Annotated in this window: 15 protein-coding genes and 3 pseudogenes; 15 read left to right on the top strand and 3 right to left on the bottom strand. The window is 49.2% G+C overall.

Features of this window, described 5'->3' with window-relative positions; all coding sequences use genetic code 11:
• Positions 1-193 precede the first annotated feature (193 nt).
• The 8 genes from betI (at position 194) to ACR8BF_RS08305 (ending at position 7,137) form a co-directional block, all read left to right on the top strand.
• The gene (betI, locus tag ACR8BF_RS08340; protein ID WP_136198674.1) at positions 194-787 is read left to right on the top strand and encodes a transcriptional regulator BetI; all 594 of its coding nucleotides are present in this window, start codon (positions 194-196) and stop codon (positions 785-787) included.
• Positions 788-801: 14 nt separating this feature from the next.
• Entirely contained in the window at positions 802-2,274 is a 1,473-nt protein-coding gene (gene betB, locus ACR8BF_RS08335) for a betaine-aldehyde dehydrogenase (protein ID WP_179895541.1), read from the top strand.
• 23 nt (positions 2,275-2,297) lie between these two features.
• Entirely contained in the window at positions 2,298-3,980 is a 1,683-nt protein-coding gene (betA, locus tag ACR8BF_RS08330; RefSeq protein WP_292992311.1) for a choline dehydrogenase, read from the top strand.
• A 440-nt stretch (positions 3,981-4,420) separates the two neighbouring features.
• Positions 4,421-4,771 carry a multidrug/spermidine efflux SMR transporter subunit MdtJ gene (gene mdtJ / locus ACR8BF_RS08325; RefSeq protein ID WP_179895539.1) on the top strand — a complete coding sequence of 117 codons (351 nt, stop codon included), beginning with the start codon at positions 4,421-4,423 and terminating at the stop codon, positions 4,769-4,771.
• Positions 4,758-5,087, top strand: coding sequence for a multidrug/spermidine efflux SMR transporter subunit MdtI (mdtI, locus tag ACR8BF_RS08320; RefSeq protein WP_434745854.1), 330 nt, complete (start codon positions 4,758-4,760; stop codon positions 5,085-5,087). The genes mdtJ and mdtI overlap by 14 nt, the downstream gene beginning before the upstream one ends.
• Before the next feature lie 200 nt (positions 5,088-5,287).
• Positions 5,288-6,430, top strand: coding sequence for an acyltransferase family protein (locus ACR8BF_RS08315; RefSeq protein WP_179895537.1), 1,143 nt, complete (start codon positions 5,288-5,290; stop codon positions 6,428-6,430).
• A gap of 162 nt (positions 6,431-6,592) precedes the next feature.
• Complete coding sequence (locus tag ACR8BF_RS08310; RefSeq protein WP_179895536.1) at positions 6,593-6,859, top strand: hypothetical protein; 267 nt, start codon at positions 6,593-6,595, stop codon at positions 6,857-6,859.
• 92 nt (positions 6,860-6,951) lie between these two features.
• The gene (locus ACR8BF_RS08305; protein ID WP_136198192.1) at positions 6,952-7,137 is read left to right on the top strand and encodes a hypothetical protein; all 186 of its coding nucleotides are present in this window, start codon (positions 6,952-6,954) and stop codon (positions 7,135-7,137) included.
• 95 nt (positions 7,138-7,232) lie between these two features.
• Here ACR8BF_RS08305 and ACR8BF_RS08300 read toward each other — a convergent pair whose 3' ends face one another.
• Together ACR8BF_RS08300 and adhP are read right to left on the bottom strand one after the other, a co-directional pair.
• Complete coding sequence (locus tag ACR8BF_RS08300; RefSeq protein WP_434745853.1) at positions 7,233-7,370, bottom strand: hypothetical protein; 138 nt, start codon at positions 7,368-7,370, stop codon at positions 7,233-7,235.
• A gap of 213 nt (positions 7,371-7,583) precedes the next feature.
• Complete coding sequence (gene adhP / locus ACR8BF_RS08295; protein WP_313699232.1) at positions 7,584-8,606, bottom strand: alcohol dehydrogenase AdhP; 1,023 nt, start codon at positions 8,604-8,606, stop codon at positions 7,584-7,586.
• Between the two features lie 1,245 nt (positions 8,607-9,851).
• Between adhP and ACR8BF_RS08290 the strand changes: the two genes are divergently transcribed.
• The 4 genes from ACR8BF_RS08290 (at position 9,852) to ACR8BF_RS08275 (ending at position 12,159) form a co-directional block, all read left to right on the top strand.
• Complete coding sequence (locus tag ACR8BF_RS08290) at positions 9,852-10,454, top strand: hypothetical protein (RefSeq protein ID WP_179895533.1); 603 nt, start codon at positions 9,852-9,854, stop codon at positions 10,452-10,454.
• Between the two features lie 111 nt (positions 10,455-10,565).
• On the top strand, positions 10,566-10,742 hold the full coding sequence (locus tag ACR8BF_RS08285; protein WP_179895532.1) for a hypothetical protein: 177 nt from the start codon (positions 10,566-10,568) through the stop codon (positions 10,740-10,742).
• Between the two features lie 329 nt (positions 10,743-11,071).
• Positions 11,072-11,719 carry a trypsin-like serine peptidase gene (locus tag ACR8BF_RS08280; protein ID WP_179895531.1) on the top strand — a complete coding sequence of 216 codons (648 nt, stop codon included), beginning with the start codon at positions 11,072-11,074 and terminating at the stop codon, positions 11,717-11,719.
• Positions 11,716-12,159, top strand: coding sequence for a hypothetical protein (locus ACR8BF_RS08275; protein WP_179895530.1), 444 nt, complete (start codon positions 11,716-11,718; stop codon positions 12,157-12,159). Before ACR8BF_RS08280 ends, ACR8BF_RS08275 begins: the two co-directional genes overlap by 4 nt.
• Before the next feature lie 33 nt (positions 12,160-12,192).
• On the opposite strand, the pseudogene ACR8BF_RS08270 reads toward ACR8BF_RS08275, so the two are convergent.
• Positions 12,193-13,002: pseudogene (locus ACR8BF_RS08270) on the bottom strand (phage portal protein); the annotation flags it as partial.
• A gap of 160 nt (positions 13,003-13,162) precedes the next feature.
• Between ACR8BF_RS08270 and ACR8BF_RS08265 the strand changes: the two are divergent.
• The 3 genes and pseudogenes from ACR8BF_RS08265 to ACR8BF_RS08255 form a co-directional block, all read left to right on the top strand.
• Positions 13,163-13,609, top strand: a pseudogene (locus tag ACR8BF_RS08265) (phage virion morphogenesis protein).
• Between the two features lie 52 nt (positions 13,610-13,661).
• Positions 13,662-14,420: a hypothetical protein gene (locus ACR8BF_RS08260; RefSeq protein WP_179895529.1), complete on the top strand. Its 759-nt coding sequence runs from the start codon at positions 13,662-13,664 to the stop codon at positions 14,418-14,420.
• A gap of 67 nt (positions 14,421-14,487) precedes the next feature.
• Positions 14,488-14,623: pseudogene (locus tag ACR8BF_RS08255) on the top strand (phage baseplate assembly protein V); the annotation flags it as partial.
• Between the last annotated feature and the right edge of the window lie 598 nt (positions 14,624-15,221).

The following is a 15,221-nucleotide window of genomic DNA, read 5'->3' as shown; positions in this document are numbered from 1 at the left end:
CCGGCCGTGCGGCCCTGTTTCGTTCTGTCACTTCCTGTTAATCGTTTTGGCAAACCAGCCTATTTTAGCACTCATTGCCGTTTCGCTTTGGCTACATTTAAAGAACAGCATCCTAACAAAGTTTCTTTTTATATTGAACGTGCAATCAAAAAAAGTTTAAATAGGGGCTCGATTTGAGGGTGGAGCTGGAGCTATGCCAAAGGTAGGGATGCAGCCGATACGTCGTCGGCAACTGATTGATGCGACCCTGAGCACGATTAATGAAGTGGGGATTAATGATGCCACCATCGCCCAGATCGCCCGTCGGGCGGGGGTGTCTACCGGCATCATCAGTCACTATTTCAAAGATAAAAACGGCTTGCTGGAAGCCACGATGCGTGATGTGACGCGTCAACTGCGTGAGGCGGTACTGTCGCGGTTACAACCGCTGGCCGGTGCCCCGGCAGATCAGCGGTTGTGTGCCATCGTTGACGGGAATTTCGATGAAACTCAGGTGCACACGGCAGTGATGAAAGCCTGGCTCGACTTCTGGTCGAGCAGCATGCATCAGCCCCAGCTTAATCGCCTGGAGCGGGTCAGCAGTCGGCGGCTCTACTCAATGCTGGTAGTCGAATTCCGGCGTGAACTGCCGCTGGAAAAGGCACGACTGGCTGCACACGGTCTGGCTGCCCTGATCGATGGTCTGTGGCTGCGTGCCGCACTGAGCGGTAAGCCCTTTAATCCGGCTATCGCCCTCACACTGACCACCCAATTCATCCGTCAGCAACTGGCTGGCGAGCACGAATAACGGAAGGAGAAAACATGTCCCGATTCACCGAGCAGAAACTCTACATCGATGGCGCTTATGTTGCCGCAGCGTCTGGCGAAACGTTCCAGACGATTAACCCGGTCAACGGCGAAGTGCTGGCAGAGGTTCATGCCGCAGGCCAGGAAGATGTCAATCGCGCCGTTGCTGCCGCCAGAAAAGGCCAGAAAGTCTGGGCCGCGATGACCGCCATGGCGCGTTCGCGTATCCTGCGTCGCGCCGTTGATATTCTTCGTGAGCGTAATGATGAGCTGGCCGAGCTGGAAATGCTCGACACCGGCAAGCCTTACAGCGAAACCTCAGCGGTCGATATCGTCACCGGTGCAGATGTGCTTGAGTATTACGCAGGGCTGGTTCCGGCGCTGGAAGGTCAGCAGATCCCCCTGCGTGAAACTTCATTTGTTTATACCCGTCGCGAACCGCTGGGTGTGGTCGCCGGTATCGGCGCCTGGAACTATCCGATTCAGATCGCCCTGTGGAAATCCGCGCCTGCGCTGGCCGCAGGTAACGCGATGATTTTCAAACCCAGTGAAATGACTCCGCTTACCGCCCTGAAACTGGCAGAAATTTACACCGAAGCGGGCCTGCCGGATGGCGTGTTCAGCGTGCTGCCGGGCATTGGTTCGGTCACCGGTCAGTTGCTCACTGAGCATCCTGGCATCGACAAAGTCTCCTTCACCGGCGGCGTCGTCAGCGGCAAAAAAGTGATGGCCAATGCCGCAGGTTCAACGCTGAAAGAAGTCACCATGGAACTGGGCGGTAAATCACCGCTGATCATCTTTGATGATGCCGATCTCGATCTGGCTGCTGACATCGCCATGATGGCGAACTTCTACAGTTCCGGTCAGGTCTGCACCAATGGCACCCGCGTCTTTATTCCTGCAAAACTGCAGGCGGCTTTCGAGTCGAAAATCAGCGAACGCGTTGCCCGCATCAAGGCCGGCGATTTGCGCGACCCGGCCACCAACTTTGGCCCGCTGGTCAGCTTCAGTCATCGCGACAACGTGATGCGCTACATTGAGTCCGGCATTGCTGAAGGTGCACGTGTCCTGTGCGGTGGCAAACGTCTGACCGGTGGCGAATTCGACCAGGGCGCCTGGGTTGCACCGACCGTGTTCACCGACTGCCGTGATGAGATGAAGATTGTGCGTGAAGAGATCTTCGGACCGGTCATGTCGATCCTGAGCTATGAAACCGAAGAAGAAGTGATCCGTCGCGCCAACGACACCGAATTTGGTCTGGCCGCCGGGCTGGTGACGCAGGACTTAAATAAGGCGCACCGCGTGATTCATCAGATCGAAGCAGGTATCTGCTGGATTAATACCTGGGGCGAATCAGCCGCAGAGATGCCAGTGGGTGGCTACAAGCACTCCGGCATCGGCCGTGAAAATGGCCTGATGACACTGCAGAGCTACACCCAGGTGAAGTCCGTGCAGGTTGAGCTGACGCGTTTTCAGTCAGTCTTCTAATCACTTAACCTGAGGAACGATGAATGGAATTTGATTATATTGTTATTGGAGCCGGATCCGCAGGAAACGTTCTGGCTACCCGTCTGACCGAAGACAGCAACGTGAGCGTCCTGTTACTGGAAGCGGGCGGCCCCGATTACCGTTTTGATTTTCGCACCCAGATGCCTGCGGCCCTCGCCTTCCCGTTGCAGGGAAAACGCTATAACTGGGCGTATGAGACTGAACCAGAGCCTTATATGAACAACCGCCGCATGGAGTGTGGTCGCGGCAAAGGTCTGGGCGGTTCATCCCTGATTAATGGCATGTGTTACATCCGCGGTAATGCGATGGATCTCGATAACTGGGCCAGCGAACCTGGCCTGGAGAACTGGAGCTATCTGGACTGCCTGCCCTACTACCGTAAAGCAGAAACCCGCGATATCGGCCCGAACGATTTCCACGGTGGCGAGGGTCCGGTGTGCGTGGCGACGCCTAAAGCGGGCAACAACGTGCTGTTTGAAGCGATGATTGAGGCGGGTGTGCAGGCGGGTTATCCGCGCACGGACGACCTGAACGGCTATCAGCAGGAAGGCTTCGGTCCAATGGATCGTACCGTGACACCGAAAGGTCGTCGTTCCAGCACCGCCCGTGGCTATCTTGATATGGCCAAGGGTCGCGCCAACCTGAAAATCATTACCCATGCCACCACCGATCGCATTGTGTTCGATGGCAAGCGCGCGGTTGGCGTGGAATATCTCCAGGGCGACAGCAACACCATCAATAAAGTGACCGCTCGACGTGAAGTATTGTTGTGTGCGGGTGCTATCGCCTCGCCGCAGATCCTGCAGCGTTCTGGCGTAGGCTCGCCTGAGCTGCTTAAACAGTTCGATATCCCGCTGGTTCACGATCTGCCGGGTGTGGGTGAAAATCTGCAGGACCACCTGGAGATGTATCTTCAGTATGAGTGCAAGGAGCCGGTTTCTATCTATCCGGCCCTGAAGTGGTGGAATCAGCCGAAAATCGGGGCGGAGTGGATGTTTAACGGCACCGGCATCGGCGCCAGCAACCAGTTTGAAGCAGGCGGCTTTATCCGCAGCCGCGAAGAGTTCAGCTGGCCGAATATCCAGTATCACTTCCTGCCGGTAGCGATTAACTACAACGGTTCAAACGCCGTCGATGCCCATGGCTTCCAGTGTCATGTCGGCTCCATGCGCTCTCCGAGTCGTGGACATGTGCGCCTTAAGTCACGCGATCCGCGTCGCCATCCGGCTATTCTGTTCAACTACATGTCGCATGAGCAGGACTGGCATGAGTTCCGCGATGCTATCCGCATCACGCGCCAGATCATCAACCAGCCGGCGCTGGATAAGTATCGTGGCCGTGAAATCAGCCCGGGCCTGGATTGCCAGACAGATGAGCAGCTGGACGAGTTTGTGCGTAACCACGGTGAAACCGCCTATCACCCATGCGGAACCTGTAAGATGGGTAACGATCCGATGGCCGTGGTAGATGGTGAAGGCCGTGTGCATGGTCTGGAAGGACTACGTGTAGTGGATGCATCGATAATGCCGCTGATCATCACCGGTAACCTTAACGCCACCACCATCATGATTGGCGAGAAGATTGCCGATAAGATTCGTGGACGCGAGCCGCTGCCGCGCAGCACGGCGTCTTACTATGTCGCGGGTGATGCGCCAGTGCGCACGGTACCGCAGCGTGCTGAGTAATTCGTGACATTGTCACGTAACGAAAGCCAGGCAAGCAGTTGCCTGGCTTTTTTTTGCACCTTTTAGCCATGCTCTTTCCCCAGCCTCCTTTTCTCTACATCCTTTTATATAACTGGCCATTTTCAAACTATCAAACCTTAACCATTACCAAACGAAGCAGGATCTGCTGTTGATTTCATAATATGCAGAATGGTATAAAACCGGCGTGTAGTTAACCGGAGGCACTATCCGTCCACTGATGAGAAGCAACAATGTGGATGCGTTGAAAATTTTATGAGCAGAATGTTCATGTCACACCTTTCCCCCGCTTTCCTTTCTGGCTGGAACGTCGCCGATCAACACTGGCGTAACGCCCTGTAGTCCACTCACCCCTTCGACACTGTTCTGAGTCTGCCCTCTGTACTGTGGCAGGTCGTCATTTTCGTTGCTGGAGAGCACCCATGCGCGCCTGGGTTTTATTGTCACTCGCTATTATTACTGAAATTATTGGTACCCTTTTTATGAAGTGGTCCAGCCTTAACGGCAGTCATTCAGGCTACCTGCTGATGCTGGCAATGATTGCCTGCTCCTATATTCTGCTGAGTTTTGCCATCAAGCGTATCGCTCTCGGCGTGGCCTATGCCCTGTGGGAAGGAATTGGCATCCTGCTGATTACATTATTCAGCGTGCAGTTGTTTGGTGAAACGCTGTCCGCGATGAAAATCTGCGGGCTGATGACGCTGATCGTCGGGATTGTATTGATCAAGACCGGCACTCAATCATCAGCGGAGGTTAATCATGGTCATCGCTGATTTCGTCCACGCCGCCTGGCTGGCACTGGCTATCGTGCTGGAGATTGCCGCTAATATATCCCTTAAATATTCTGATGGATTTAAGAAACCGCTACATGGTCTGCTTTCACTCTGCTTTGTGCTGCTCGCGTTCAGCGCACTCGCTCAGGCGGTGAAAGGTATCGATCTGTCGATTGCCTATGCGGTCTGGGGCGCCTTTGGGATTATCGTCACTGTCGCGGCCGGTTGGTTGCTGTTTGGTCAGCGTCTGAACCGGAAAGGCTGGACCGGTCTGACCCTGCTGCTGACCGGTATGATCCTGCTGAAGCTGGCCTGACAGGCACACTCAATCAGTAATAACGTTTAAGGGTTTGCAGCTGCATGCCCTTAACTTCCCGTGCTATACCGCCCCTTTCTGGTTGATTTTTTCCTCTTACCTGTGCTCGGAATCTTCTTACTTTTGTAAAGGCCCGTTTACATATCTCTTGCCTTAAGGCTTAGTGAGCGCCGAAAGTCGGATAAAAATGAGGAACAGATATGTCTGCTACACGAGGTTGGTCTACGGAGCTGGAGGGATTGCGTGGCATCGCATCTCTCTGGGTACTGGTTGGCCATATCAGCTTACTGGTTCATTGCCACATCACGCTTATTTCATCGCCTGGCATCGGAGTTGATCTGTTTATTCTGTTATCGGGTTATCTGATGGCGAAAAACTACGTCGAGCGCCAGCAGAAAGAGCCGTGGCAGAGCGCGGAGACCATTAAGAAGTTCTGGATCCGTCGCTTCTTCCGTATCGCCCCGCTCTATTATCTGCTGTTAATCATCGCGCTGATTTATGGCCCGTGGTTTGGCGAGATGCGAGACACTATTGCTCATTTCTATTCCGGCACCGCCACTGAATCATCACGTTACACCGACCAGTCGCTGGCAAACATTCTGACTCACTTCAGCTTCCTGTTTGGGCTGCTGCCTGAATATGGGTTTAATACCGTGCTGCCTGACTGGAGCATCGGGCTGGAGATGCAGTTCTATCTGCTTTTCCCGTTCATTATGCTGGTGACGCTGCGTTTCGGTTATGCAGCCTCGCTGATTGGCATCATGGCGCTCTGCTGCGCCGGTCGGTATGTGCTGGCAGATTATTATGAGGCCTTTGAGATGCCTTCCATGATTCTGATTAAGCTGAACATGTTCCTGGCAGGCATGCTGATGGCCGAAGCGGTTCGCCGTAAATCGCTGCTCTACGTCGCTTTTGCGCTGCTTGGACCGGTAGCGAGCGTGGCGATGGGCCTGGGGGCGATTAAGCTGCAGGTCATTATGGAAGCGCTGATGATCGTCGGTATGACGGCGATTTTGTGGCAATACCCGGAGGGCAGTCTGATGGCGACGCTGATTGCTTTGCCGCGTAAACTGCTGAACAACCGTCTCAGCACCTGGCTGGGCGACGTCTCGTTCTCGGTTTACCTGCTGCACCTGCTGATTGTGATTCCGATGATCGCACTGCTGCTCACGCACACCGACATTGAGTTCAGAAGCGACATGACTCGCTTCCTGATTGTCTGCGTCTCGGCCATCCCGGTGACCTATGCACTCGCCTCTTTACTCTATAAGTATGTTGAGAAGCCCGGCATCCAGATTGGAAAACGAGTTTTGAAGCCAAAGCTGGCTAATCAGACCAGTTAAGTTTGCCAGGAATCCTGATTAAAAAGCCCCTGACTGGGGCTTTTTTTTGCCTCAGTCACCGGTTAGCAGCACTCCACAGGCACTCATGCAGTGGTGGCGTCAGCACACCTGCTGAGGTGAACTACACTTTCCCGGTTAGCAATCTGACTCAAAGGAGAGAACATGAGCATTCAGCATCTGCTGCTATCCACCGATGGTGGCGCGGTGATCATTGAAGCAGAACAACTCGAAAGTGAGCTGGTTATTCCGCCCCACCTGCAGACCCTGACCGGCAAGGAAGCTGACAGCGATACTGGCCATCGGGTGGCGGTAACAAAGCACTACTGCAAGGGACGCTACTACGCAGTTGCCCTTGATCGTCACGCGGCCAGCAATGAGATCGATGACGTGATCGACCTGCTGCATCCTGCCCCGCTTGATTCGCCTTAGTCGGCCAACTCCGCACTACCGCTGAATGTCCGGCAGATGAGCACTGTACTGCTGGCAGGCGGCATCTCAATTTTCAAAAGAGGATAAACATCATGCAAAAGAAGAAGTGGTTTGTTTCATACGTAATTAAGCCAAAAGGTGAAAATCACGTTACGACTCATGCCTTTATTGAAGGCGACGATGTCGAGGAGGCATTAGAAGCCTATATGTTTGAGACTAAAAAAAGTCTGTCGCTGGATACTGAAGAGCTGACGCTGCTGTCGGTGAGTCTGGTGTAAATTCTGATTAACCTCGCATTTGCGGGGTTTTTTATGCCCTGTGTAAGGGTCTTTTTTATTTATGTTATTTATGATTTCCCTGGTGAGGCACTTAGTTACTTAGTGGGATAAGGCCAGGCGTGATCCACACCCGCTGATGACATCAGCCCGGTTACAGCCAGATATGCCAGTATCAGGACAAACAGCACAATTGCTGCAATTTCAATGGATTTAAGTAAATGATGCTTCGCCATAAATAACCCTCCTTCCGTTGTGTGTAATCTGCATTCACCTCATAAACTATAATGTTACCGGTAAAGTGCAAGCCAGAATTACATCATGAAACATAAAGCAGAACTTATTAATGTTTGCCGGGATGTGCTGACAGGCATTCAACCTACGTAGATTTAATCTTGCAGGCATAAAAAAGCCCGCAGCGCGCGGGCATCTGGGGTCGTCAGTGGTTTTTAATCAGCAGACTGACCGGTAAAGTCGATCACCATCCTGCCGCGGATCTTGCCCTGAACCATCTCTTCGAAGATGTCATTGACCTCACCAATCTTCCTTTTGGTCACCTTCGGCACCACCTTCCCTTCTGCCGCAAACTGGAAGGCTTCTGCCAGATCGTTACGCGTTCCGACCAGCGATCCCACCACCTGGATACCATCAAGCACCAGACGCGGAATATTCAGACTCATCGCTTCCGGTGGCAGGCCGACAGCCACGACGCGACCTCCCGCTCTGACCGCATCCACCGCCGAGTTAAAGGCCGCTTTGGCAACCGCTGTCACCACAGCAGCATGCGCACCGCCGGTTTTCTCCTGAATGAAGCGTGCCGCATCTTCGCTGGCAGAGTTGACGACCAAATCGGCACCCATCTCTTTCGCCAGTGCCAGTTGCCCATCGCTCACATCAACGGCGATCACTTTGGCGTTAAAGACGTTTTTGGCGTACTGCAGCGCGAGATTGCCCAGACCGCCAAGGCCATAAATCGCGAGCCACTGACCGGGTTTCACCTCTGACACTTTTACCGCTTTATAGGTGGTGACACCGGCGCAGGTGACACTACTGGCGGCGTAAGGATCGAGCCCGTCCGGGACTTTAACCGAGTAATCTGCAACGACGATACACTCTTCAGCCATGCCGCCATCAGCGGTAAAACCGGCATTGATGACCTCTCTGCAGAGTGTTTCATTACCGGAGTTACAGTATTGGCAGTGACCGCAGCCTTTGAAAAACCAGGCGACGCTGGCACGATCGCCGGGCTTGAGTGAGGTCACATCTGGTGCAACTTCCTCAACGATACCGATCCCTTCATGACCCAGCGTCACACCCGTTTTATCGCCGAAATCACCGTTCTTCACATGCAAATCGGTATGGCATACGCCACAGCACTCCATCCTGAGTCGTGCTTCGCCCGTTTTGAGCGGACGCAGCGTTTTCTCAACCACTTCAACCTTATGTTCACTATTAGCAATTGCCGCTTTCATAAACGTTACTCCTTTTGATTGAAGGTTAAGAATAAGCCAAACCGAGATGATGACAAGATGGCAGGTAAGCTTTAGGTGCGGGTCAGGAAGAGTTAATGCAGCCTTTACGAATAAGCTCAGTATTGAGGTAAGTTTCGTAAGGCATTTGTGCATGTCGACGTTCTGTAAATCAGGAGTGATTTATTGGATGCCAGTGAAGTGCATGTATCATGAATAACCTTGTCAGGCAGTAATTACCGGCTGGCGGTGGTCCCAAATGCTGAATTGCACTATCTGTCGCTTGCGGTGGCCCCGGATGCTGTGAAGCGTTATTTTCTGATGCGGTGGGTCTGGCATGCTGGCTACAAGCCCTTATCATTCTAAGAAGATGCATGATGACGATGCCAGTCAGAAGATGGGCCACGATGGTGTCCCCTCTCTGCCATCACACAGCCAGAAATGAAGGTACTCACCAATGCTACCATCGCACAAGGAATAACTTTTTTTAAGAACATAATAAACCCTGGATAAAATTCACCGGGGCAGGTTACAACCCGGTTTTTTTACGTTTAATAGACGTGGAGAACCGTAGAGGGAGGTTATTTAGATATATTGATTAAGTCCAACTTTGGGGAAAATCGTCTGGTTAGGTTTGTTCTGCTGGCAGTCTGCTGGGGAATCACGAGCATAAAATGGACCTAAAATAAGACTCAAAAATTAGTTGGGGAGATGATTTATTTTATAAAATAAGACAGACGTGAGTCTGATTAACTAATCTCTTTGACAGATCTTAACCAGAGAAACCAGATGCTATAATCGCTAAATGACAGCTAAACCCATTAATAAGCACATCACTTCCCTCACACTTTTAACGCTATCGATAAAACAGCAACACTAAAGATTTCTGTATAAAACTAATACCATCGATTGTATTTTATATACACGAAAGAAACGACAACCACCCAGGTTATGCTAAGAAACGCAGCATGTTCAGGAATGAACCGAATAAAGATATACAACCCTGCCACAATTACAACAGCAGGAATTAAATAGATAAATGATTGTATAAGCCATAAAAAAACACGTTTCATTTATTCAATATCTCATATAAAGCATCAGCGATTTTTTCTTCGTTATTATCCACAACAATTACCTGTCAGAGTGAGATGGCCATTTTATTTGTAATATCTTATAAGCATACAGAACGTTAGAAGGAACATCCATTCAGACCGGGCTGAATACGTTTAGGCACAGGGTGGCCCGTTCGTGCGCCGTGACGATCTGGCTGTACGCACCTGGTATCAGGCAAGCGAAGATGTGAATGAGTACCGCGAGGAAACCGTGCGTATCAAGGGTGTTTACGCAACTGCAGTTGGCGACGACATGCCAATCTTAACTCGCCTTATTTGGTGGAAGATTGTTCAGAAACATGCCGTTGATTTGGGCTTTGAATTTAAGGACGCGCCTGCGTCCTCTCGGAGTTCTGTCAATAACTGTACTGAGACGACAGGCTCTAAAGCCACTATCGACTTCACAAAGCCTCTTACTCGTGCCGGGCGAAGAAGGATTATTAAGCGATTAAAAGAAAAGCCAGCTCAGGAGCAACCTGAACCGGACAAATATCACTCTGAACGGAGTCATTGCGCAGAACGTGAGGCGCTGAAAAAGAGTTACTTTGAGATCTCCAGGTTAACACTGTCCCACGGTGAAGCTGTCCGCATGATGAAAGATCACAAGATGATAGTTGGTGAGCTTTCTTACTGGAGCGGTACAAACGGGTATCTCTTCCATAGACGTCGCAAAAATGCCACCCCATTAAAACGCTTCAATGCACTAGCGAGAAAAAGAGGCATACAGTTGCCTGATTAATAAAACGGCAGCCGGACTAATCGGAGCCGCACGATTGTTAACGATTTTAGTTCATCATAATTCTGCTCATGCAAACAGTATTTCTTTTGAATAGAAGGAGTTAATCAATTGATGAACATAAATAATCACAGTGAAACGGTTGCACGCATTCAGTTCATTGCTGACGTATCGCTGATCGCACATTGCAAAGAAGATGAATTAAAAATGGCACTGTCGATGATCAGCGACATGGCAGGGACAATCGACACAGCTATTTTCGAAGCCGCTATTTACTGCCAGGCAGAATGATTAGTTGCCCCTTCCCTACCGTTCACTAGCCACCTTTCAGGTGGCTTTTTGCTTCTGCATCAAAGTGCATATGCTTGCATGAATCCGCATGATCCAAATTGGATTGCTATGTGTTTGTAAGGCCAGAGCCGGCGCGCTCAGAGGTGGTACATGCAGATGCATGAAAAGTGATACATAAAGCGGGCAGGCGTGGCGGGGATAGCATTGCGCGCGGAGAAGTAAAACATGTATAACTATAGGTGAATTGACATCCTGCAGATGCGAAAAAACCTGAATAGACCACTTAAGTTCTAAAGTTTTCTCTTACCTACTACCTAAAGAGGATTATTATGATTTCGCCCGTTTTTATAGCATGCATTGGAATCATTGAAAGCAACTTAATCAACCCCCTTGGAACTGCTTTTTTTATTTCAGAAAAAAAACTTGTTACAGCTAGGCATGTAATATCAGGAAGATCAGGAAAAATTGTTGTTATTCCATCTGGTCTTTTGAATTATGATGATTATCAAGACACAACTGTAAGGAAATTCCAATCTTTTTTCGCAACTATAATAGAAGAAGATCCAGTTAAAGATTTATGTATATTAGAAACTGAACAAGTTATTAAGGGACCGCAACTTAATATAACAGGGTTTGATGGAGCTAGTGTTGGTGATGACATTGATGTAATTGGTTATCCGCATTGTGGCGATGGACGGATTGTGCTCACCTTACAAAAAGCCACGGTAGGTGCAAAAGTTTTATTAGATTCAAGCGGCATTAAAACCAAATTTGCTATTATCAATACTCAAACCAGGCCTGGTCAATCAGGCTCTCCGGTTGTATCGAAAAAAGATAATTCTGTTGTCGGCATCTTGATTGGCGCTTATGCAAATCTTTCTGGAGGTTACGTGACTTTTGGAAATAACATAAATCCAAGCGAGCTACACCAAACCACACAATGTATTTCTGCCGAGTATATAAAGGACATGCTATGATTCAGTTGCCTAATGATCCTGCAGATGAGTGGTTGTCAGTATTAAAACCATATCAGCGTTTAACTATAAATGAATTTTTAAAAAGTGGTGACGAGGCTTATGCTATTGATAAATGGTTTAGCTCTAATGGAGTGTCTGATACATCAAAGTTTGGAGCCGGTCAGCCTCATGGTTCTTCAAGAGGACAGTTTTCAAAATTATTTTGGAATGAGTTTAAAAGCTTAATTTGTGGTGATGAAAAGTATCAAGATGAAATAAAAGGTTTTAATGGTATTTTAGAGGAAAATAAATCAAGGATTGTAGGCGCCATTTCAACAATACTAGCTGGAGTATTTGGGGTGACGGCTATATTTATAGCGCCCGTTATTGTATTGGCGATCATCAGCATTACAAAAGTGGGCGTTAATGCATGGTGTAAAATGCCTCCATTGACCAGCTAAAAAATAAAGGTCAGGGTAAACCCTGACCTCCGTTCAATCTAACCGGTATTCATTGAATTTTATCACCTCCATTCCAATCCAAAAATTTAACTCCTTTATTCTTTCTTGTAGTGGCTGCAATTCGTTACGCACAAATACCTGCGCCGCTTTCACCGCGTCACCAAACCCGCCGGAGTTGTCCGGGATAATTCCCATCATCTGCGGCGGCACGCGGTGTGCGCTTAACAGGTCGTCGCGGCTGGCCTTCTTGATGTTAAAGAAATCGTCTTTCGTTGCCACTTCACTGAGCGGCAGGATCTTGATGCCGTCCGGCTTACCGTTCGGCGCGTACATAAACAGATTGCGGAAGTTACCCAGCCCTTTCGTGTCGCGCATCGCCTGGCGCATCCGGTCAACGTCGCTGCTGCTCTGCGCCGCGTCGGTCATATACAGGATGTAACCGGCGTGCGCGCTGTTCTGGTAATACTTGCGGCGGAACAGCGTTGCCGCCTCATTCAGCCAGGCGGAGTTAAGCGCGCTGAGATATTCAGGCAGCCCGTACAGCTCCTGATTGATATCCGGCTCCAGCAGGTGAAACATGCTGCCGGCCGAAAATTCGTGCGGCTCTTTCCAGTCATTCACAAACCAGTAAACGCCATCCTTCACGCCCCTGCGGGTGAATTTGGCCGGGCTAGTTTCAAGGCGCAGCGGTTTACCCAGGCTGTTAAGGCGCACCCCGGCAAAGGCGTTACCGAAGACCAGATAATCCAGCACGAACTTGCTGAACGCCCGCTGACTTATCATCGGGGGCGGAATAAGCGTTGAGGCCAGAATGTTTCGCTTCACGTAAATCGGCGAGCGATATCAGCTTTGAACTGCAGCTGAGCGAGCGCGTACGCGTAATAGTGAATCAGACCGACGACGGGCTACGCGTGACCCACGTCGGCGAGAACCCACTGTCAGAGAATGTCGCGCGGCCGCTACAGCTTTACGTTTAGAGTGAGCTGGTCAGAGAGTGGCAGGCATGTGCGAGTTGCGGCTGGTAAATGACTGGCTGGAGGCGCTTATTAACAGCCTGTCAGCCCCGGTGCGTAAGGAAATGGCGCGAATAATTACGATGAAGCTTCACGCGAGTAAGCAGCAGAATATCAAACGCCAGCACGCACCAGACAGCAAGCCATTTAAGCCCCGCAAAACGCAGCAGGTGCGCAGCAAAAAGGGCAGGATAAAGCGTGAGATGTTCGCAAAGCTGCGCACCGCTAAATACATGAAGACGCAGGCCAGTCTGGATGGGCCCATTATCAAGTTTGCGGGTAATGCGCAGCGGATGGCCCGCGTGCATCATTTCGGGCTGCGCGGCCGGTGAGCGCGTAAAGGTAAAGAGGTGCAGTATGAATCAAGACCATTGATGGGTATCTCAAAACGGGATATTTCAATTATTGAGGAGTTGGTGATAAATTCTTTGACATAAAACTTAAATGACTGGACGATCGCTTAATGAAATATCATGAATGGAGGCTATTATGCTATTTGAAAATTTCTTTTCTTTAGATTCACTCATTGCGCTTACTTTCTCAGCGGCCCTGACCATAAAATATTTGAAAATAAATTTTAAGACGGAAATAAGGAATCAAAGTCACAATATTAATGGTAATAATAATACGATAAACATATATGAAATGGATAAGATAAATAAAAAGAACTTTAAGACCCTCTCGATAATGATAGCGGCATTTCTTTTGGTAATCTTTCCAGTCTATCCATCTTTATTTATCGGGATCATGAAGTCCTTTTCATGGCTACCATTGGTAATATGTTTTTTGGGTGTATCTTTTCAAATATATATGCGAGGCATGAGGCGCTTATATGATTTAGTATATCTCATTCCATCGTTAATTGTTGGTGTACTTATGTATCATGCAGTATATCTTGCATATCATGAGGGTTACATTCACACCGGCATTTACTCTAGAGTTTTCAATTATCTTTCAGAACCTTACGTCAACATTGCTTATCTGGAAGGTCTCAACATGCTTTTAGTTGAGCTTGCTGCCTACTTAGGATTTATCTTTCTTTTCCTGAGTGCTATATATATTTCATTTTCTTTTATAGTTGAAAGGGATTTCGATTCAGCTAATAAGTATATTTTCCATTGGACAATTACTGCTTTTATTTGCAACTTTCTGGCTTCTGGGATGATGTTTGAGTATGTGCATGGAGGCTTTAGCTACATAGAATACGCTTATAAGTTACTTTTATATTTCTTTATGAATATTGTATGAATGTTTGCTGATTCCCAGGCAAACAATCACAACTCTACTTTGTAAAAAATTGGGGCATTTTAGCCCCATGAACGAACAACTTACAGAAATCCAGTGTCTGCTGCGTAACCTGATCCGTGTCGGCCGTCAATCTTGATGGCGGGCTCTGCCGCGTCGATACAGGAAAAAACACAACTTACTGGCTGCACTGGCTGCGCCCGCGCGGTTAAAACCGCGCCTGGATTAGCAGACTGCAACTGCATGTACCCCTTTACCTGATGTCAGACCATGAGCACTCCCTCAAAACGGCAAGCATCACATGTCTGATGATCATTACGGTGTCCGCATCGTCGAAGGCAACGATGATAGGGGCACAATTTCTACCACAGTCGTAAAATGGTCTGCACCGTACAGGATATTGATGCTGAAACCGCAATATAAGCGAATTTATCGCGTCAGGGTTCAGGCAAGTTGCATGGTTATTCACTAAAGGATAGAAAGGCGGGTTCGTTAAACTTAATCCGCTGGCATTGATGGCGAAGAAAAATGGCGACAAAGTGGCGGCACAGAGTCCAGCAGAGTAGAACAGAAGGCAACAGGGTGGCGTTTAACTCATTGATTTTAATCTAAGATGCTGTTTTTAAATGCCAACCAAAAAAAGACCGAATACGATTCCTATATTCGGTCCAGGGAAATGGCTCTCAAGGAGCCGTGCGCTAAAAGTTGGCATTTATGAAGGCGGTGTCGCCTTGCCATTTAAGACTAGAACAGCGTGGTGAAAATTCCAGCAAACGCAGGACTCAGGGCCATAAACAGGATCAG

It is taken from the genome of Candidatus Pantoea rara (assembly GCF_051136265.1).
Lineage (GTDB): Bacteria > Pseudomonadota > Gammaproteobacteria > Enterobacterales > Enterobacteriaceae > Pantoea > Pantoea rara.
The sequence above is the reverse complement of the archived record's forward strand: the minus strand, read 5'-3'. Positions and strand labels throughout refer to the sequence as shown.

Bases quoted from the DNA above. Each gene is read 5' to 3' on its own strand.
- mdtJ (WP_179895539.1), top strand. From the start codon at position 4,421: ATGCGCGCCTGGGTTTTATTGTCACTCGCTATTATTACTGAAATTATT.
- ACR8BF_RS08305 (WP_136198192.1), top strand. From the start codon at position 6,952: ATGCAAAAGAAGAAGTGGTTTGTTTCATACGTAATTAAGCCAAAAGGT.
- ACR8BF_RS08300 (WP_434745853.1), bottom strand. From the start codon at position 7,370: ATGGCGAAGCATCATTTACTTAAATCCATTGAAATTGCAGCAATTGTG.
- betB (WP_179895541.1), top strand. From the start codon at position 802: ATGTCCCGATTCACCGAGCAGAAACTCTACATCGATGGCGCTTATGTT.
- ACR8BF_RS08315 (WP_179895537.1), top strand. From the start codon at position 5,288: ATGTCTGCTACACGAGGTTGGTCTACGGAGCTGGAGGGATTGCGTGGC.
- ACR8BF_RS08285 (WP_179895532.1), top strand. From the start codon at position 10,566: ATGAACATAAATAATCACAGTGAAACGGTTGCACGCATTCAGTTCATT.
- betI (WP_136198674.1), top strand. From the start codon at position 194: ATGCCAAAGGTAGGGATGCAGCCGATACGTCGTCGGCAACTGATTGAT.
- ACR8BF_RS08280 (WP_179895531.1), top strand. From the start codon at position 11,072: ATGATTTCGCCCGTTTTTATAGCATGCATTGGAATCATTGAAAGCAAC.
- betA (WP_292992311.1), top strand. From the start codon at position 2,298: ATGGAATTTGATTATATTGTTATTGGAGCCGGATCCGCAGGAAACGTT.
- mdtI (WP_434745854.1), top strand. From the start codon at position 4,758: ATGGTCATCGCTGATTTCGTCCACGCCGCCTGGCTGGCACTGGCTATC.
- ACR8BF_RS08260 (WP_179895529.1), top strand. From the start codon at position 13,662: ATGCTATTTGAAAATTTCTTTTCTTTAGATTCACTCATTGCGCTTACT.
- adhP (WP_313699232.1), bottom strand. From the start codon at position 8,606: ATGAAAGCGGCAATTGCTAATAGTGAACATAAGGTTGAAGTGGTTGAG.
- ACR8BF_RS08310 (WP_179895536.1), top strand. From the start codon at position 6,593: ATGAGCATTCAGCATCTGCTGCTATCCACCGATGGTGGCGCGGTGATC.
- ACR8BF_RS08275 (WP_179895530.1), top strand. From the start codon at position 11,716: ATGATTCAGTTGCCTAATGATCCTGCAGATGAGTGGTTGTCAGTATTA.